Origin of the sequence: Dactylosporangium sp. NBC_01737 (assembly GCF_035963215.1) — a bacterium.
Taxonomy (GTDB): Bacteria; Actinomycetota; Actinomycetes; order Mycobacteriales; family Micromonosporaceae; genus Dactylosporangium.
Genome location: NZ_CP109153.1, coordinates 12,978,462 through 12,995,235 on the forward strand (window position 1 = coordinate 12,978,462; position 16,774 = coordinate 12,995,235).

The window sequence follows — 16,774 nt, forward strand, 5'->3', positions numbered from 1 at the left end:
ACACTACGTCATGTGCAGCGGGTCCCGTTGAGCGTGAACACGGCCGGCGCGGTGTTCGTGCCGTTCCAGTTGGACAGGAACCCGAACGTCACGGTGCCGCCGGCGGGGATGTTCGCCGTGTAGCTCTCGTTGGTCATCGTGACCGCCGCCCCGGACTGGGCGTACTTGGCGCCCCACGACTGGGTGAGGACCTGGCCGTTGGCGTAGGTCCAGGTGAGCTGCCAGCCGTTGACGGCGGTGGTCCCGGTGTTCGTCACCTTCACGTCGCCCTGGAAACCGCCCGGCCACTGCCCGGCGACGCTGTACGCGACCTTGCACGTGCCCGCGGGCTGCGAACCGGACGGCGACGGGGACGTGGAGCGCGACGGCGACACGGACACCGACGGGGAGGCCGACGACCGCGACGGCGACGGCGAGGTCACTCCCCCGTAGACGGTCGCCTCCTTCGCGGTGGCCTTGATGCCGTTGGCGCCGTTGAAGATGCGCTCGCCCCAGCTGGTGAGCTGGGCCGGGTTGAAGCCGGTCACCATGTCGAGGTACTCGACACCGCCGCCGTTGCCGCTCCACGACCAGCCGAGGTAGCCGATCTTCAGCGACTGGGTGGTCGCCATGATGGTGTCCTCGTCGGGGTTTCCGTCGGAGTGGTTGAAGCCGAACTCGCCGACCACGATCGGCAGCTTCGCGGTGACGAACCGGTTGAGGTAGTCGTTGATCTCCGCGGCGGTGTCGAAGACGCCGTACATGTGGATCGAGAACACGGTGTTCTTCACCGGGTCGGCGGCGAAGACGGTCGCCGCGTTGTCGCGCATGGTGAAGGACCAGTCCTGGCCCCAGTTGGGCGCGTCGATCATGATGGTGTGCTCGAAACCGTTGCTGCGCAGGCGTTTGATCGCGTTCGCCGAGTCGGTGGCCCAGTTGGCGACGGTCGCGGCGTTGTTGCCGTACGGCTCGTTGCCGATGTTCACGATGACGTACTTCTCCTGGCCGACCAGGGCGCTCTTCACGCTGAGCCAGTAGTCGACGGCCTTGTCGAGGGTGATCGCGCCGCTCTGCTCGCCGTAGCCGGTGGTGTCGTGCGCCTCCAGCACGCAGATCAGCCGGTTGGCCTTGCACAGCGACACGACGTTGGCGACGTCGGCGGTGTCGTTCTTCGTCCACCGGTCGCCGGTGGCGAGCACGACCCGGACGCTGTTGGCGCCCAGCGCCTTGATGTTGGCGAACGAGCTGGTCTGCGTCGGGTACCAGGTGTGTGCGTGGCTGACGCCGCGCATGACGAACTCGGTGCCGTTGGCGTCGTAGAGCCTGCCGTTGCTGACGGTGAAGCCGGTCGCCGCCTGCGCCGGCTGCACGGCGACGAGCACCGACACCACGACCGCCAGCGCGGCGGCGGCCGCGAGGGTGATCCGCGTCCTCATGAAGTGCCTCCCTAAAGTCGGGGGCACCGTATGAAGCGGTTCAGTTGGCCGTCAACGATGTCATCAAACGGCCGCAGGTCGGCGGCGTGAGCGGTGTGAAAGTTCCAGCGCCGGGTAGCTGCCGCCCCGTACGCACGGATCGCACCCAGGCAGGAGAAGTAGATGGCCATCGACAACCCGTCCGACCTGTTCCTCTACGAGCTGTCCGGCATGTACGACGCCGAACGCAAGAGCAACCACCTCGTGGGCGAGATGCTCAGCCAGGCCGAGCAGAGCCCCCTGGCCCAGATCCTGCGCGCCCAGCAGCAGCAGGGGCAGCAGAAGATCCAGAACATCGAGACGTGCTTCGCGATGATGGAGATGGAGCCGGCTGAGGTGCCGTGCATGACCCTCGACGGGATGCGTGCGGAGTTCCAGGCGTTCACGGGGCAGCGGCCCTCCACGGAGGCGATGGAGATCTACGCCGTCGACGCGGAGACGAAGCTGGCCCACTTCGGCATCGCCGGCTACCGCGGGCTGATCGACAAGGCCCTGCTCATGGGCGAGATGCAGTGTGCGCAGATCCTGCAGACCAACCTGGTGCAGAAGCAGGAGAACGCGGGCACGTTCGAGCGGATCAGCCACGAGCTGGGCCAGCGCGTGGCGATGAGCGTCTGAGCTTCGGCAAGGCCCGGAGGGGGCCCCGACATCGGGCCCCCTCCGGTCCCCACACTCAGCCCCCGAGTGACGCGGCGGCCGAGGCGATCGCCGAGGCGAACGTGCTCACCTGGCTGTACACGCCCGGGTAGTTCGGGCGGGCGCAGCCGTTGCCCCAGCTGACGATGCCGACCTGAATCCAGGCGTTGGACGCGTCGCGGCGGAACATCGGGCCGCCCGAGTCACCCTGGCAGGTGTCGGTGCCACCGGCCGCGTAACCGGCACAGATCTCGTCGTTCGGGATCAGGTCCGGGTAGGAGTTGTCGCAGGTGGAGTCCGCCACGTACGGCACGGTCGCCTTGAGCAGGTAGCGCTGCTGTGCGCCGCCCTCCCGCGCCGCGCCCCATCCCGCGACGGTGAAGGTGCCGGTGTTGTAGGTGGTGTTCGTCGCGATCGGCAGCGTGGCGAGGCCGCTGACGGGCGAGGCGAGCCGGATCAGCGCCCAGTCCTTGCCGTTGCCGTTGTACCCGGGCGCCCGGTACACGTAGTTCGACCGCACCTGGATCCGGCTGGACGACTGGAGGTCGACCACGCCGAGCGTCGCGGTGATGCTGGTATTGGTGCCGGTGCCACCGACGCAGTGCGCCGCGGTCAGGACCAGCCGGGGGCTGTACAGCGCACCGCCGCAGCCCATCGACAGGCGCACCATGAACGGGAACTCGCCCTGTGCCGCGCGGGTGCCGCCGACGACGTCCTGCTGGGCGTGCGCCACGCCCGGCAGGACACCGAGCACGGCGATGACGGCGGTCAGGACCGCCAGGAGCCTACGTACCATCCGGGAGCCTCCCCAACGAGTTGGATGATGGGGAGGATGATAGCCATCGATTCGATATCTATGGATATATCGTCCGGCTCATACTGCCGACGACAATGCTGGTCTCGGTCTCCGGATCGGTGACGGTGCGGGGCTCCAGCCCGGCGTCGCGCAGGATGCCGTGCGCGGCGTCCAGCTGCGCGTCGCCGGCCTCGGTGAGCAGGTGCCCGCCGGGCGCCAGCCAGCCCGGCGCCTGGGCCGCGACCCGCCGCAGCACGCGCAGCCCGTCGTCGCCGCCGTCGAGGGCCGCCCGCCGCTCGTGCACCCGGAACTCCTCCGGCAGGAACGCGATCTGGTGCGTCGGCACGTACGGCACGTTGGCCAGCAGGACGTCGACCCGACCGCGCAGGTCCCGCGGCAGCGCGTCGAAGAGGTCCCCCTCGTACACCTCGAAACCCGGCAGATTGCGGCGCGCGCAGGCGACCGCGACCGGGTCGATGTCGGCCGCGACGAGGCGGACGCCGGGGATGCCGCGGGTGGCGGTCGCGCCCAGCGCCCCGGTGCCGCAGCACAGGTCGAGCACCGTGTGTCCACTGTGGATCATATCGTGGGCGGTCATTGCCAGGAGTCCGGTGCGGTGCCGCGGGATGAACACCCCGTCGGCGACGGCGAACCGCTCCCCCGCGAACAGCGCCCACCCGACGAGGTATTCGATCGGGTGACCCGCGACGCGCCGCTCGACGAGCCCCTCCAGGGACGCGGCGTCACCGGCGGCCGCCTCCGTGAGCAGCGCCGCCTCGTCCTCCGCGAACACGCAGCCCGCGGCCCGCAACCGCTCGATCACAGTGGGCACGCCGCACTGTAGCCGTTGCTACGCTGACGTGTGCGCGCTGTCATGCTGTCCGGCCCCGGTCCCGTCGAAAACCTCCAGGTCGTCGATGTGCCCACACCCGAGCCGCCGCCCGGCTGGGTCCGCATCCGGGTGCGGGCGTTCGGGCTCAACCGCTCCGAGCTGCACACCCGCCTCGGGCTCGCCCAGGGTGTCGTCTTCCCCCGGATCCCGGGCATCGAGGCGACCGGCGTCGTCGACGACCCCAACGGCACCGACCTCGCCGTCGGCCGGCAGGTCGCCACGATGATGGGCGGCATGGGCCGCACGTTCGACGGTGGCTACGCGCAGTACACGGCCGTGCCCGCCGGCCAGGTCATCCCGTTCGTGTCCGAACTGCCCTGGTCGGCGATCGGCGCCGTGCCCGAGACGCTGCAGACGGCGTACGGCTCGCTCACCACCGGCCTGGACCTGCGCTCCGGTCAGACGCTGCTGATCCGCGGCGGCACCTCATCCGTCGGCCTGGCCGCGGCGGCGCTGGCCCGCGACCTCGGCGCGACCGTGCTGTCCACCACGCGCAGCGCCGCCCGGCTGGACTCGCTCGCGGCCGTCGGCGTCACCCACCCGCTCGTCGACGACGGCACGGTCGCCGCGCAGGTCCGGGCCCTGTTCCCGGACGGCGTCGACGCGGCCCTCGAGCTCGTCGGCACCCCCACGCTGCCGGACACCCTGGCCGCCACCCGCGTGCACGGCACCGTCTGCTTCACCGGCATGCTGTCCAACGAGTGGCTGGTCCGCGACTTCTACCCGATCGGCTACCTGCCCACCGGCGTGCGGCTGACGGCCTACGGCGGCGAGGCAAGCGACCTGCCCGGCGCGGTGCTGCAGCGGTACCTGGACCGCATCGCCTCCGGCGAGGTCACGCTCGGCCCGGTCCACACGTATCCGATGGACGACATCCGGCGCGCCCACACCGACCTGGAGCAGGGCGCGAAGGTCGGCAAGCTCGTCGTCCTGCCGTGAGCACCTACGAGGAGCTCATCGCCGAGGCCCTGGCCGCGCCGGTCGCCGGCTGGGACTTCGGGTGGCTGCGCGGCCGCACCCACGGCGACGACCTGCCGTGGTCGTACACGGCCATCGCCCGGGACCTGATCAGCCGCTCCTCCTCGCTGCTGGACGTCGACACGGGCGGCGGTGAGCTGCTGCTCGACCTGGCACCGCTGCCCCGCACCACCGTCGCGGTCGAGGCGTGGCCGCCGAACGTCCGGGTCGCCACGGACCGGCTCGCCCCGCTCGGCGTGACCGTGCACGAGTCCACCGCTCCCCTGCCGTCCGCCGGTTTCGACCTCGCCCTCAACCGCCACGGCGCCTGCGACGCCGGCGAGCTGGCCCGCGTCCTGCGCCCCGGCGGCCTGCTGCTCACCCAGCAGGTCGGCAGCGACGACTGCGCGTCGCTGAACACCGCGCTCGGCGCGCCACCGGCGTACCCACCGGGCAGCTGGGACGCGGCGGTGGCCGGCGCCTCCTTGACCGCGGCCGGGTTCACGCTGCTGGACGTCCGCGAGGAGCATCCGGCGCTGACGTTCGCCGACGTCGGCGCCCTGGTGTTCCAGCTGCGCATGGTGTCCTGGCAGGTCCCGGACTTCACCGTCGAGCGCTACGACGAGGCGCTGCGCCGCCTGCACGCGGCCGGCCCGATCGTCACGCACGCCCACCGCTTCCTGATCCTCGCGGCCCGGTAGCCGTGGAGTACCCGGACCTGTCGCCGTACACGTACTACCCGTTCCCGGTCGCGATGCGGAACATCGGCTGGCTGGGCCGCGCCCACGGCGTGCCCGGCGGTCCCGCGCCCACCGCCGCCGACCTGCGGCTGCTGCGGGCCGCCTCCCGGTACATCTCGAACGTCATGCTCGGGGTGCACCAGTGCGACTGGTGCCCGGAGCACGCCGTGGTCGAAGGCAACGGCGAAATCCACTGCACCACCAGTGGTGATGACGGGCCGGGAACCGGGGCGGGCGCTGCCGTCCCGGATGACGGCCCAGGCGACCACGGCGGCACGGCTGTGCGTGGGGGTGTCATACGACGACGGCGCGCGGCTGGGTGTCGCCGCGGGTCACGGCCGAGGGACTGGAACAGACGGCGCCGCGGGCGTATCCGTTCGGGCCCTGACGAGGAACGGCAGGGCGCACGCGGACAGCGCGGAGGAGACGAGGAACGAGGCCGGGTAGCCCCACACATCGGCGACCCGGCCGAGCGCCGGCTGGGTGACGACGCCACCGGTGGAGGCCATCAGCGAGTCGAACGACAGGATCGTCGCGCGCTGCTGCGAGGGGATGAGGCTGTTCACGTACGCCTGCCGCAGCGGCATCCCCGCCGCGCTCAGCAGCGCCCACAGCACGATGAGCAGCAGCGCCGCCCAGAACTGCCCGGCGAGGCCGAGCCCCACCAGCGCGAGCACGCCGGCCGCCTCCAGGGACAGGTACGCGGTGAGGCGGTGCGGGAACAGCCGGCCGATCCGCTGTGCCAGGAGCCCACCGGCGATCTGGGCGCCGGCGACGGTGGCCGCGGCGACCCCGGCGATGCCGTAGGCGCGTTCGTCGTGGTACAGGTCGAGCAGGTGCGGCTGCAGTGCGTAGAACACGTAGACGCCGACCCCGCCGGTGAACGGCGCGGCGAGCATCAGCAGCCGGATCTGGCGGACCCGCCAGCCGTAGCGGACCGAGTCGGCGGCGATGCGGCGCATCCTCGCCACGGGCGGCAGGCTCCGGTCGGGGGTGAAGCCCAGGTCGCGCATGAGGACCGCGGCGAGCACGAACATCAGCGCGTACACCCCGGCGCGGACGAGGAACGGCACCCCGAGGTTCGTCAGCTGGGCCAGGTAGCCACCGGCGATGGAACCGGTGAGCATGGCGACCCCGCCGACGACCTGCCCCCGCGCGAAGACCGCCTCCAGCGGCCCGTCGTCACCGGTGGCGGCCAGGGCGTCGACCAGCCACGCCTCGACGGCGCCGGAGAAGAACGTGAAGCCCAGGCCCAGCAGCAGCGACACAGCCGCCCACGGCCAGAACGGCGCGTGCAGCTGCCACAGCCACACGTACAGGCCGGTGGTGACGGCCAGGGTCACGGTGCCGAGCAGGAACGACACCCGCCGCCCCCACAGGTCCGCGACGATGCCGGTCGGCACCTCGAACACGACCATGCCGGCGGTGAAGCAGGCGTTCGCCGCGAACGCCGCCAGGTTGGACAGGCCCGCGTCGAGCAGGAAGATCGTGTTGATGCCCCAGATGAGCGACCCGGCGAGGGTGTTGCCGGCGGTGAGCAGGTAATAGGTCCGCCGGACCAGGGATGCCGTCAACACCCTCGCCACTGTGCCATGCGGATCAGGCCACGTACGCGTCGGCGGCGTCGAGGGCGTCGTCGATCGCGTCGATGCCGCGCAGCAGCTCCTCCTCGGTGACGACCAGCGGGGGTACCACGTGCACCCGGTTGAAGTGGGTGAACGGCCAGACCCCACGGGCCTTGCACGCGGCGATGACGTCGGCCATCGGCTTCGCGGCGGCGCCGGACGCGTTGTAGGGCACCAGCATCTCGCGGGTCTCCCGGTCGCGGACGAGCTCGATCGCCCAGAACAGGCCGAGGCCGCGGACCTCACCGACCGACGGGTGCCGGTCGCGGAGCTTCTCCAGGCGCGGCCCGACGACCCGCTCGCCGAGGTCACGGACCCGCTCGGGGATCTTCTCGTCCCGCATCACCTCGATGGTGGCGATCGCGGCGGCGCACGCGAGGGGATGCCCGGAATACGTGAGGCCGCCGGGGAACGGGCGCTCCGCGAACGTCTCGTACACCTTCTCGCCGAGCACGACCCCGCCGAGCGGGACGTAGCCGGAGTTGACGCCCTTCGCGAACGTGATGAGGTCGGGCACCACGTTCCAACGGTCGACGGCGAACCACTCGCCGCACCGGCCGAACCCGCTCATCACCTCGTCGCAGATGAGCAGCGCGCCGTGCCGGTCACACAGCTCACGGACCCCCTGGAGGTAGCCGGGCGGCGGCACCAGGATGCCGTTGGTCCCGACGACCGACTCGACGATGACGGCGGCGACGGTGTGCGGCCCCTCGAACATGAACACCTCCTCGAGGTGTGCAAGTGCCCGCTGGGTCTCCTGCTCGACGCTGTCGGAATGGAACGACGACCGGTAGGGGTACGGCCCGAAGAACCGCACGACCCCCGGCATCGCGGGCTCGTTGGCCCAGCGGCGCGGGTCGCCGGTCAGCGTGATGGAGCCGGTGGTGGCGCCATGGTACGACCGGTACGCGGCCAGGATCTTGTGCCGGCCGGTCGTCAGCCGGGCCATCTTCACGGCGTGCTCGTTGGCCTCGGTGCCGCCGTTGGTGAAGAACACGTGCGACAGGTCGCCGGGCGCCACCTCCGCGATGAGGCGGGCGGCCTCGCTGCGGGTCGGGTTGGCGAAGCTCGGCGCGATCGTGCACAGCGCCGCCGCCTGCTCCTGGATCGCGGCGACGACCTTGGGGTGCTGGTGCCCGAGGTTCAGGTTGACCAGCTGCGAGGAGAAGTCGAGGTACCGGGTGCCGTCGGCGTCCCAGAACGTGCTGCCGAGGCCGCCGGTGACGACGACCGGGTCCAGCGCCCGCTGCGCCGACCAGGAGTGGAAGACGTGCGCGCGGTCGTCACGGTAGGCGTCGCCTTCGGAGGTGTGTCCCGTCATGAGCCGACGCTAATGGCACACGTCGGCCCGTACAATATCTTCACTGTTACAGCTTGTTACTCGCCCTATGCTGAAACCCATGCAGATCACCTCGATCGCCGAACTGGAGGACCTGCTCGGGTCGCCGATGCCCCGGGCCGTGACCAAGGAACGCGACACCCTGACGCAGACCGACCGGGACTGGCTGGCGCTGTCGCCGTTCGTCCTCGTCGCCACCTCGGACGCGGACGGCAACTGCGACGTCTCGCCCAAGGGCGACCCGCCCGGCTTCGTGCACGTGGTCGACGACCGCACGATCGCGATCCCCGAGCGCCCCGGCAACCGCCGCGCGGACAGCTTCCACAACATCCTCGCCAACCCGCACGTCGGCCTGATCTTCCTGATCCCCGGCCGCCGCGAGACGCTGCGCATCAACGGCCGCGCCCGCCTGCTCAGCGCCGCACCGTGGTTCGACGAAATGATCGTCGAGGGCCACCAGCCGATCCTCGCCCTGGTCGTCGACATCGACACGATCTTCTTCCACTGCCAGAAGGCGTTCATGCGCTCGCAGCTGTGGAAGCCGGAGACCTGGACCCCCGAGGCCCTGCCGTCGCACGCCAAGCTCATCAAGAGTGTCCAGAACACCGCGGAAACGGTGGAGGAACTCGAGGCTTACTACGCCGAGGACCGCTACCGCCAAGGCCTCTACGCCTGACGAGCTGCCGCGGCACGACCCGGTGGGTGCGTGACACCGCACCGGGTCGTGCCTCACCGCCGCGCCAGACCGGCCAGCTTCACGATCCTCGGGTGCTCCGCCAGCAGGTCGGGATCGTCCAGCGCCTCGTCGAACGTCTGACTGCCCTGCGCCACCAGCAGCGTGTGGAAGTCGGCGATCTGGGGCACCGGCAGCCGGGCCAGCCTCGGCACCAGCGCGTGTGCGATCCGCCCGCCGCGCCGGTCGTCCTCGCCGACCTGGTCGATCAGGTCCCAGAACCGGTCCTCGTCCATCACGGCGGAGGTCACGTCGTGGCGGCGTGCATGGCTTTGGAGAAGACGTTCTCGGCGTCGGCGTGCTCCTCGCTCTGGCCGCCGTTGCGCAGCTCCATCACCGTGCCGTCGTGCATCGTCAGCTCCCAGCGGAAGCGGAGCTTGGTGGTGCGCACGGCGGTGGCGATCTCCTCGTACGGGATGAACCGGCTGCCGGGCGTGGCGGCGAGGGCCTGCGCGTCGCCCTCGGACAGCCAGCGGCGCATCCGGTAGCGGGCCATGCCCGTCTTGTACCGCGGCATCCCCGGCATCAGCAGCAGCCCGTGGCTGAGGATCAGCAGATCGGCGCGCTTGCCGTCGACGATGGCGGTGGTGATCCCGGCGAGGATGCCGGCGTGTTCGGTGCTGACGCGGCGCCGGACGTGCTTGGCGGCGGTGACGTCGATGCCCCGGTCCCGCAGCTGCTGGCGGGCTGCCGGCAGCGTCACCGGGTCGCAGGCCAGCGCGGCGACGTCGGACAGGTCCAGCGGGGTGCCGTCGGTGCCGAGCAGCGCGGTCGGGGCGGTCCAGGAGTGCTGCCAGCGCGCCGCGCCGGAGCGGACGGCGGCGAGGGCGAGCAGCGTGGCGAGGGGTCGGCGAAGCGCTTGCGGGCCTCGCGGCGGGTCGCGTCGGGCAGGATCGGGGCGGCGAGGTCGTCGATGCGGCCGGCGCCGATCAGGTCCAGGACCGCGCCGACGTCCTCGACGGGCTGGCCGGTGGCGCGGGCGAAGACCCGCAGCATCGCGTCGGACTCCTCCTGCAGAGCGGCGGCCGCGGCGGCGGCGTGGAACTCGTCCCACGGCAGCGCGACCGCGCCGTCGAGCCGCACCGCCCGCGCCTGCAGGGCCCGGCCGGCGGCGCCGAGGTCTGCGACGAGGCCGGCCGCCGGGCTGTCGTCGATGGTGGCGGTCGTCTCGGGGGCGGCCATGATGGCGGCGACCCGGGTGCCGAGCGGCGGGTGCGTGTCCCACCGGCTCGGCGCGGCGGCGTCACGGGCCGAGACGCCGGCGCGCATCGCCGAGATCTCCTCCGCGCGGGCGCGCAGCATCGCGGCGAACCCGCCGAACAGGTCCTCGGGCACGTACCCGGCCTCCAGGCCGGGGCCCACGAACCGGTGCATGTAGAAACCGAACGCGGCGTCGAGGACCTCGACCTCCCGCAGCGCGCCGGCCGCGGCGTAGCGGCCCGCGACCCGCACCGACGACAGGTCGGCCTCCAGCTCCTGGCGGCGGCTGACCGCGTGCTCGACCAGGACGTACAGCTGGGCGTAGCCGCGGAAGACCCACCCGGCCAGGTTGGACGGGCTGATGTGGCTGATCGTGCGCTCCAGGGCCAGCCGCCCCCGGTACGCGATGCCGGCGAACCTGGTGTGCCTGCCCGAGTAGTGGCCGAGCTCGTGCGCGATGACGGAGCGCAGCTGCGCGACGGTGAACGTCTGCAGCAGCGGCATCCCCACGTACAGCTGCCGGCGGCCGCCGATCAGGCCCATCAGCCGGGTCCGTTCGCTGACGGCGGCGTTGACCTCGGCGACCAGGAGGATCTCGTCGGGCGCGCGGGTGCCGACGACCTTGGACAGCTCGTAGACCGCCTGCCACAGCAGCGGCGCGTTGTGCAGGGTGAGCGGGATGCCGGGCGGGCCGTCACGGCCTGCGCGCAGGGCCTTCCACGTGCCGTAGCCGACCGCCCACACGGTGCCGAGGAACACCGCGACGCCGACCTTCGCACCGACGACGCCGGTGGTGACAGATGTCACCCAGACGGCGAGGGCGATCCCCGCGACGAACTGCACGACGGCCAGCACGTAGAACCCGGCCAGCATGACGATCGACAAGAAGGCGCGCACAGCGACGGCCATCGGTGGTTCCTTCCCCGTGTCACCACGGCGATAGCGGCCGCGGCGAACGGGACCCTATAGTTCGGGGCCATTGACCGCAACGGGGGAAGGAACGATTTCGATGTGGCCATTCCGGCGAAGAGCGGCGGACAGGATCGAGCGGCTCGAGGTCGACCCCGCGCAGGGCGACCCTGAGGCGACCCGGCTGATCGCGGCCGCGAAACGCGGCGACTGGCAGGCCGCGGCGGAGTTCCTGCGCGACGTCGAGCACCCCGACGACCGGTACTTCTACTGCCGCACCCTCGGCGACCACGCCGGCGACGGCGCCTGGATCGACGAGTGGATCGCCGCGGAGACCGGCAAGGCCAAGGCGACGGCGCTGACCGTCAAGGGCCAGTACGCGATCGACTGGGCGTGGCAGGCCCGCGGCAACGGCCGGGCCAAGACGGTCAGCGAGGAGTCGTTCAAGCTCTTCTTCCGGCGGTTGAAGGTCGCCGAGGACTGCCTCGACGACGCCACCGACCTCGACGCCGACGACCCGACGCCGTGGGCGGGGCTCGTCACGCTCGGCCGCGCCCGGCAGCTCGGCCTCGACGAGACCCGGCGCCGCTTCGACGAGGCGGTCCGCCGGTACCCGTGGCACCGCGACGCGCACTACCACATGCTGCAGCAGCTGTGCCGCAAGTGGAGCGGCTCGCACGAGCTGATGCACGAGTTCGCGGAGTCCGCCGCGGCCGGCGCGCCGCCCGGCTCCACACTGGGGGTGCTGGTCGCCGACGCCCACATCGAACACTGGCTGGACCTGCCCGAGGGCGAGGACGGCGAGTACATGGGCAGCCCCGAGGTCGGCGAGCGGCTGCGGCTGGCCGCGGACCGCTCGGTGCGCCATCCCCGCTACGAACGCCGCCCCGGCTGGGCCGCCGGCGACAACGCGTTCGCGATGGCGTTCACCCTCAACGGCGACCGCCCCGCCGCCGCGGAACGCTTCAACGTCCTCGGCGACCGGGTGACCCGCTGGCCGTGGTCCTACCTGGCGACCCCGGACGTCGCCTTCACCCGGGCCCGCTCGGCCGCGAAGGGGTAGGTAGGGCTAGGCCTACTGCCTCAGCCCTCTGTCGCCGGAACAATGGCGACATGAGGGTGAAGGCGTTCGTGCGGGCCGGGCTCACCGCCATCGGCCGGGTGGCCCTGCTCGGGCTGCTGTCACCGCCGGTCAAGCTTGCCCTGTTCATCCTGTCCGTGGTGTCCCTCGTCTCCACCGTCGCCGGGGTCGGGCTGGTCCTGGCGCCGCTGGTCGCGATGCTCGTGCGCGCATACGCCGACGTGCACCGGCGCGCCGCTCGCGACTGGTCGTGGGTCGAGATCCCCCGGCCCTACCGGGAGCTGCCCGCGGGTGCGTTCCTCGGCAACCCGCGCCGGTGGTGGTGGCTCGTCCGGGACCCCGCGACCTGGCGGGACCTGCTGTGGCTGCTGGCCGGCGCGCCCGCGGGGCTGCTGCTGGGCATCGCCGGGCCGGTGCTGCTGGTGTACGGGCTGCACGGCGTCCTCGCGATGCCGGTCCTCATCGCCGCCGCCGGTGACTCCTACGGCTACGGCGTCACGTGGCCGATCGAGGACACCCTCGACATGCTCAGCGTGCCGCCGCAGGGTGCCCTGGTCACCGCCGGTGCCCTGTACGCCGGGCCGTGGCTGCTGTGGGCGCTCGCGCACTTCGACCGGGCGCTGCTCGGCCCGACCCGCGGTGCGGCGCTCGCCCGGCGGGTCGACCGGCTGACCGAGACCCGCACCCAGGTCGTCGACGCGCAGGCCGCCGAGCTGCGCCGCATCGAACGGGACCTGCACGACGGCGCCCAGGCCCGCATCGTGTCCCTCGGCATGAGCCTCGGCATGGCCGAGGACCTCGTCACCCGCGACCCCGCCGCCGCGCAGGCGCTCATCGCGGAGGCCCGCCAGGCCAGCGGCCTCGCCCTCGCCGAGCTGCGGCACCTGGTGCGCGGCATCCACCCGCCGGTCCTCGCCGAGCGCGGCCTCGACGGCGGGCTGCGCGCCCTCGCGCTGACCCTGCCGATCCCGGTGACCGTCGAGGTCGACCTCGGCGGCCGGCCCGACGCGCCGGTCGAGTCGGCGGCCTACTTCGCCGTCGCGGAGGCGCTCACCAACGTGGTCAAGCACGCGCACGCATCGACGGCGTGGGTATGGTTGAGCCACTTCGGGGGCGCGCTGGCGATCATCGTCGGTGACGACGGCACCGGCGGGGCCACACTGAGCGGTGGCTCCGGGCTGGCCGGCGTCGCCCGCCGGCTGGAGGCGTTCGACGGCAGCCTGCGCGTCGACAGCCCCTCCGGCGGCCCCACCGTGCTGACCATGGAGCTGCCGTGCGTGTTGTCATCGCCGAGGACCTCGCCCTCCTCCGCGACGGGCTGATCCGGCTGCTCAGCGCCTACGGCTTCACCGTCGTGGCCGCCGTCGACACCGGCGACGCGCTGCGCGCCGCGCTGCTGGAGCACCGCCCCGACGTGGCCGTCGTCGACGTGCGGCTGCCCCCGACGTTCACCGATGAGGGACTGCGCGCCGCGATCGCCGCTCGGGCCGAGGCGCCGGGCCTGCCGGTGCTGGTGCTCTCCCAGCACGTCGAGCAGCTCTACGCCCGGGAGCTGCTCTCCGACCGCCGCGGCGGCGTCGGATACCTGCTCAAGGACCGGGTCGCCACCGTCGGCGAGTTCGTCGACGCGGTCCGCCGCGTCGCGGGCGGCGGCACCGCCATGGACCCCGAGGTCGTCTCGCAGCTCCTCGCCCGCAGCGCGCCGACGGCGGCGCTCACCCCGCGTGAGCGTGAGGTGCTGGGGCTGATGGCGGAGGGCCGCTCCAACGCCGCGATCGCCGCCAGGCTGTTCGTCACCGACAAGGCCGTCGGCAAGCACATCAACAACATCTTCGCCAAGCTGGGCCTGCCCCCGTCGGAGGACGACAACCGGCGGGTGCTGGCGGTGCTGGCCTACCTCAACGCGTGACGGCGGGGACCGTGCCGGTCCGCATCGCCGGGACCTCGTCCTGCCAGTGCCGCCGTGACCTGGGCGGCGGCATCTCCACGTCGGCGATCGCCGCCGGCGCGCTGAACTCGTCCCGCAGCCGGCCCATCAGGTCACCGGCCTGCGCCCGGACCAGCGGCGAGTCGTCCGGGTCGTCGATGCTGAGCCCGAGGACCGTCGCGCCGTCGTCGGTGAGGGTGATCATCGCGAAGTGGTGCTCGCGGCCCCGCAGGTACAGGGTGTGCCCGTCGACGCCGGCGCCGGTGTCCAGCAGCGCCGTCAGCTCCTCGTCGGCGCTGTCGGCGGCCGCGACGTAGCGGTCGGCGAACGCCCGCAGCACCTCCGGCGGGCGCAGCGGCACCCACACGTAGACATCCCAGCACGGCTGCACAGGCATCAGCCTACGTGCGGGCTCCCTCCGGCGCCGGGGTGGCATGCCGCCGTCGTGCGGCACCGGGTACGCGTGAACCGCCGCCGGGGCGGGTAACGGAGCCGGCATGGGTGCGGTCGTGGTCGGGCAGTTGGCCCGCGATGTCGTCATGGTCATGGAGCGGCTGCCGGACGCCGGGTCGTCCGGCCCGGTCCGCGAACGGCTGGAGCAGCTCGGCGGGAAGGGCGCCAACCAGGCGGTCGGCCTGTCGCAGCTCGGGGTGCCGGCCGCGCTCGTCGCGGTCGCCGGTGACGACCCCGTCGGCGACGCGCTGCTGGCCCGGGCCGCCGTCGACGGCGTCGACGTGTCGCACGTGGTGCGCCGGGCGGGCACGCCGACGGGGCTGATCGTCGAGGTCCTGGAGGACGGCGGCCGGTGGCGCTACCTGGAGCACCTGCCGCAGGGTGTCCTGCTGACCGAGGCCGACGTCCGCGCCGCCGAGGGGGCGCTGCGCGCCGCGGACGCGGTCCTGGTGCAGCTGCAGCAGCCGCTCACCGCGGTCCGCGCGGCCGTCGAGGTCGCCGGCGGCCTGGTGGTGCTCGACGGTGTCGTCACCGACCGGGCGCTCCTGCGCGGCGCGGACGTGCTGCGCGCCGACGCCCGCGAGACGGCGATGCTGCTGGGCGTACCCGCTCGGGAGAAGGATGTCCTCGATGCCGCACCGGGGCTGCTGGACGCGGGCCCGAAGCTGCTGGCGTTCGCGCTGGAGGAGGGCGGCGACCTGTTCGTGTGGCGCGGCGGGCACGAAACGGTCCCGCACGCTGGCGGCACCGTCGTGGACACCACCGGCGGCGGCGACGCGCTGACCGCCGCGCTCACGGCGGCGCTGCTGTCCGGGTCGTCGCCGCGGGAGGCGGGACGGTTCGCGGTGGCGGCCGCCGGCGACGTGGTCACGCGCGCCGGCGGCCGCCCGGCGTTTACGCGCCGCCCGCCGTCAGGGTGACCGTCTGCGGTGCGAACGCGGTGCCGAGCACGTCGACACCGGCGGCCTTCGCCGCGTCGACGGCCTTCTGCATGTACTCGTTGGTGTAGGACAGGCCCTCGGGCTTCTTCTTCAGCACCGTGTCACCGACCTGGTTCTTCGTCGTCATCGAGATGTCGACGGTCTGGTTCCAGGCGGCCTCGTCGATGATGCCGATGCCCTTCGCGGCCGGCCACACCAGCTTGTTGACCTCGTTCATCTGCCACAGCTGGTGGCTCTTGCCGAGCTTGGAGCCCTTCGCGACGACCATGTCGCGGCACTCCTCGGGCTTGTCACGGCAATACGCCCAGCCCTTGATCGTTGCGGTCAGGAACTTCACCGTCTGGTCCTGGTACGCCTGGTCCTTGAGCTTGTCGGTGTTGGCCCACACCGCGTCCTGCAGCATCGAGGAGCCGACGGTCTTCCAGTCGATGATCGAAAAATCTGAAGGCTGGTACAGCGCGCCGGTGGCCGGGTTCGTGGCCTCCAGCAGCTGCGCGTACTCGTTGTAGGACATGGCCTGCGCGACGTCGATCTCCTTCTTCAGCAGCGCCTGCATGTCGAACTGCTGCTGCACGAGGGTGACGTCCTTGCCCGGGTCGAGACCGGCCTTCGTCATGCCGGCGAACAGCTCGAACTCGTTGCCGAAGCCCCAGTTGCCGACCTTCTTGCCCTTGAAGTCCGCCGGGGACTTGATGTTGCTGCTGGCGAACGCGACCTGGTAGGTGCCGGAGCGGGCGAAGATCTGGCCGACGTCGGTGATGCCGGCGCCCTGCTCCCGCGAGGCCAGGGCCTTCGGCACCCACGCGACGGCGTAGTCGGCCTTGCCGGTGGCCAGGACGGTCTGCGGCACGATGTCGACGCCGCCCTCGACGAGTTGCACGTCGAGGCCCTGCTCCTTGTAGAAGCCCTTGTCGACGGCGGCGATGTAGCCCGCGAACTGGGCCTGGAAGAACCACTGCAGCTGCAGCTTCACGGTGGTGACGCCGCCACTGGTGGTGGTGGCGGGTTTGTCGGAGTCGGCGGTGCCGCAGCCGGTCAGCAGCAGGCTGGCGACGGCGGTGCCGATGATGAGGGACCTGGTTCTCATGGGG

General features: G+C 72.0%; 18 protein-coding genes and 1 pseudogene. 9 read left to right on the forward strand and 10 right to left on the reverse strand.

The genetic code is table 11. The features are described from left to right. Positions 1-8: 8 nt before the first annotated feature. Positions 9-1,415, reverse strand: coding sequence for a cellulase family glycosylhydrolase (locus OHA72_RS59885; RefSeq protein ID WP_327004978.1), 1,407 nt, complete (start codon positions 1,413-1,415; stop codon positions 9-11). Between the two features lie 162 nt (positions 1,416-1,577). Between OHA72_RS59885 and OHA72_RS59890 the strand changes: the two genes are divergently transcribed. Further along, the gene (locus tag OHA72_RS59890; protein WP_327004979.1) at positions 1,578-2,072 is read left to right on the forward strand and encodes a YciE/YciF ferroxidase family protein; all 495 of its coding nucleotides are present in this window, start codon (positions 1,578-1,580) and stop codon (positions 2,070-2,072) included. A 55-nt stretch (positions 2,073-2,127) separates the two neighbouring features. Here OHA72_RS59890 and OHA72_RS59895 read toward each other — a convergent pair whose 3' ends face one another. Further along, a complete protein-coding gene (locus OHA72_RS59895; protein ID WP_327004980.1) occupies positions 2,128-2,886 on the reverse strand; it encodes a S1 family peptidase in 759 nt (252 codons plus the stop codon). A gap of 58 nt (positions 2,887-2,944) precedes the next feature. Continuing rightward, the gene (locus OHA72_RS59900; RefSeq protein ID WP_327004981.1) at positions 2,945-3,718 is read right to left on the reverse strand and encodes a putative protein N(5)-glutamine methyltransferase; all 774 of its coding nucleotides are present in this window, start codon (positions 3,716-3,718) and stop codon (positions 2,945-2,947) included. A 30-nt stretch (positions 3,719-3,748) separates the two neighbouring features. Here OHA72_RS59900 and OHA72_RS59905 point away from each other — a divergent pair, with 30 nt between their 5' ends. The 3 genes and pseudogenes from OHA72_RS59905 to OHA72_RS65420 all read left to right on the forward strand — a co-directional run. Continuing rightward, the gene (locus OHA72_RS59905; protein ID WP_327004982.1) at positions 3,749-4,717 is read left to right on the forward strand and encodes a zinc-binding dehydrogenase; all 969 of its coding nucleotides are present in this window, start codon (positions 3,749-3,751) and stop codon (positions 4,715-4,717) included. Continuing rightward, positions 4,714-5,436, forward strand: a complete 723-nt coding sequence (locus tag OHA72_RS59910) for a methyltransferase domain-containing protein (RefSeq protein ID WP_327004983.1) — start codon at positions 4,714-4,716, stop codon at positions 5,434-5,436. The genes OHA72_RS59905 and OHA72_RS59910 overlap by 4 nt, the downstream gene beginning before the upstream one ends. A gap of 53 nt (positions 5,437-5,489) precedes the next feature. Beyond that, positions 5,490-5,615, forward strand: a pseudogene (locus tag OHA72_RS65420) (hypothetical protein); the annotation flags it as partial. Between the two features lie 192 nt (positions 5,616-5,807). Here the strand turns inward: OHA72_RS65420 and OHA72_RS59920 are convergent. Together OHA72_RS59920 and OHA72_RS59925 are read right to left on the reverse strand one after the other, a co-directional pair. After that, positions 5,808-7,052 (reverse strand): MFS transporter, encoded by a 1,245-nt coding sequence (locus tag OHA72_RS59920; RefSeq protein ID WP_327004985.1) that lies wholly within the window; start codon positions 7,050-7,052, stop codon positions 5,808-5,810. A gap of 22 nt (positions 7,053-7,074) precedes the next feature. Beyond that, the gene (locus OHA72_RS59925; RefSeq protein WP_327004986.1) at positions 7,075-8,421 is read right to left on the reverse strand and encodes an aspartate aminotransferase family protein; all 1,347 of its coding nucleotides are present in this window, start codon (positions 8,419-8,421) and stop codon (positions 7,075-7,077) included. 79 nt (positions 8,422-8,500) lie between these two features. Between OHA72_RS59925 and OHA72_RS59930 the strand changes: the two genes are divergently transcribed. Next, positions 8,501-9,115 carry a pyridoxamine 5'-phosphate oxidase family protein gene (locus OHA72_RS59930; RefSeq protein ID WP_327004987.1) on the forward strand — a complete coding sequence of 205 codons (615 nt, stop codon included), beginning with the start codon at positions 8,501-8,503 and terminating at the stop codon, positions 9,113-9,115. Between the two features lie 53 nt (positions 9,116-9,168). Here the strand turns inward: OHA72_RS59930 and OHA72_RS59935 are convergent, their stop codons facing one another. From OHA72_RS59935 to OHA72_RS59945, 3 genes are read right to left on the reverse strand one after another with little or no spacing between them, the layout of a single operon-like run. Beyond that, positions 9,169-9,423, reverse strand: coding sequence for a DUF4240 domain-containing protein (locus OHA72_RS59935; RefSeq protein ID WP_327004988.1), 255 nt, complete (start codon positions 9,421-9,423; stop codon positions 9,169-9,171). Continuing rightward, the gene (locus OHA72_RS59940) at positions 9,420-9,875 is read right to left on the reverse strand and encodes a hypothetical protein (protein WP_327004989.1); all 456 of its coding nucleotides are present in this window, start codon (positions 9,873-9,875) and stop codon (positions 9,420-9,422) included. Before OHA72_RS59940 ends, OHA72_RS59935 begins: the two co-directional genes overlap by 4 nt. Next, positions 9,872-11,281: a M48 family metallopeptidase gene (locus OHA72_RS59945; protein ID WP_327004990.1), complete on the reverse strand. Its 1,410-nt coding sequence runs from the start codon at positions 11,279-11,281 to the stop codon at positions 9,872-9,874. Before OHA72_RS59945 ends, OHA72_RS59940 begins: the two co-directional genes overlap by 4 nt. A gap of 100 nt (positions 11,282-11,381) precedes the next feature. Here OHA72_RS59945 and OHA72_RS59950 point away from each other — a divergent pair, with 100 nt between their 5' ends. Genes OHA72_RS59950 through OHA72_RS59960 form a run of 3 tightly spaced genes read left to right on the forward strand, consistent with a single transcriptional unit; the run spans position 11,382 to position 14,271 of the window. Next, positions 11,382-12,344, forward strand: a complete 963-nt coding sequence (locus OHA72_RS59950) for a hypothetical protein (protein WP_327004991.1) — start codon at positions 11,382-11,384, stop codon at positions 12,342-12,344. A gap of 50 nt (positions 12,345-12,394) precedes the next feature. Continuing rightward, positions 12,395-13,684 (forward strand): sensor histidine kinase, encoded by a 1,290-nt coding sequence (locus OHA72_RS59955; RefSeq protein ID WP_327004992.1) that lies wholly within the window; start codon positions 12,395-12,397, stop codon positions 13,682-13,684. Further along, a complete protein-coding gene (locus OHA72_RS59960) occupies positions 13,636-14,271 on the forward strand; it encodes a LuxR C-terminal-related transcriptional regulator (RefSeq protein ID WP_327004993.1) in 636 nt (211 codons plus the stop codon). Before OHA72_RS59955 ends, OHA72_RS59960 begins: the two co-directional genes overlap by 49 nt. Here the strand turns inward: OHA72_RS59960 and OHA72_RS59965 are convergent. Beyond that, positions 14,261-14,680 (reverse strand): hypothetical protein, encoded by a 420-nt coding sequence (locus OHA72_RS59965; protein WP_327004994.1) that lies wholly within the window; start codon positions 14,678-14,680, stop codon positions 14,261-14,263. The two genes, OHA72_RS59960 and OHA72_RS59965, sit on opposite strands and share 11 nt — an antisense overlap. Positions 14,681-14,786: 106 nt before the next feature. On the opposite strand from OHA72_RS59965, the gene OHA72_RS59970 reads away from it, so the two are divergent. Continuing rightward, complete coding sequence (locus OHA72_RS59970) at positions 14,787-15,662, forward strand: PfkB family carbohydrate kinase (protein ID WP_327004995.1); 876 nt, start codon at positions 14,787-14,789, stop codon at positions 15,660-15,662. On the opposite strand, the gene OHA72_RS59975 is transcribed toward OHA72_RS59970, so the two are convergent. Next, a complete protein-coding gene (locus OHA72_RS59975; protein WP_327004996.1) occupies positions 15,637-16,770 on the reverse strand; it encodes an ABC transporter substrate-binding protein in 1,134 nt (377 codons plus the stop codon). The genes OHA72_RS59970 and OHA72_RS59975 overlap by 26 nt on opposite strands. Positions 16,771-16,774 lie beyond the last annotated feature (4 nt).

Coding starts and splice junctions, on each gene's coding strand:
- OHA72_RS59885 (WP_327004978.1), bottom strand. CDS start 1,415: ATGAGGACGCGGATCACCCTCGCGGCCGCCGCCGCGCTGGCGGTCGTG.
- OHA72_RS59890 (WP_327004979.1), top strand. CDS start 1,578: ATGGCCATCGACAACCCGTCCGACCTGTTCCTCTACGAGCTGTCCGGC.
- OHA72_RS59895 (WP_327004980.1), bottom strand. CDS start 2,886: ATGGTACGTAGGCTCCTGGCGGTCCTGACCGCCGTCATCGCCGTGCTC.
- OHA72_RS59925 (WP_327004986.1), bottom strand. CDS start 8,421: ATGACGGGACACACCTCCGAAGGCGACGCCTACCGTGACGACCGCGCG.
- OHA72_RS59930 (WP_327004987.1), top strand. CDS start 8,501: ATGCAGATCACCTCGATCGCCGAACTGGAGGACCTGCTCGGGTCGCCG.
- OHA72_RS59945 (WP_327004990.1), bottom strand. CDS start 11,281: ATGGCCGTCGCTGTGCGCGCCTTCTTGTCGATCGTCATGCTGGCCGGG.
- OHA72_RS59950 (WP_327004991.1), top strand. CDS start 11,382: ATGTGGCCATTCCGGCGAAGAGCGGCGGACAGGATCGAGCGGCTCGAG.
- OHA72_RS59955 (WP_327004992.1), top strand. CDS start 12,395: ATGAGGGTGAAGGCGTTCGTGCGGGCCGGGCTCACCGCCATCGGCCGG.
- OHA72_RS59970 (WP_327004995.1), top strand. CDS start 14,787: ATGGGTGCGGTCGTGGTCGGGCAGTTGGCCCGCGATGTCGTCATGGTC.
- OHA72_RS59975 (WP_327004996.1), bottom strand. CDS start 16,770: ATGAGAACCAGGTCCCTCATCATCGGCACCGCCGTCGCCAGCCTGCTG.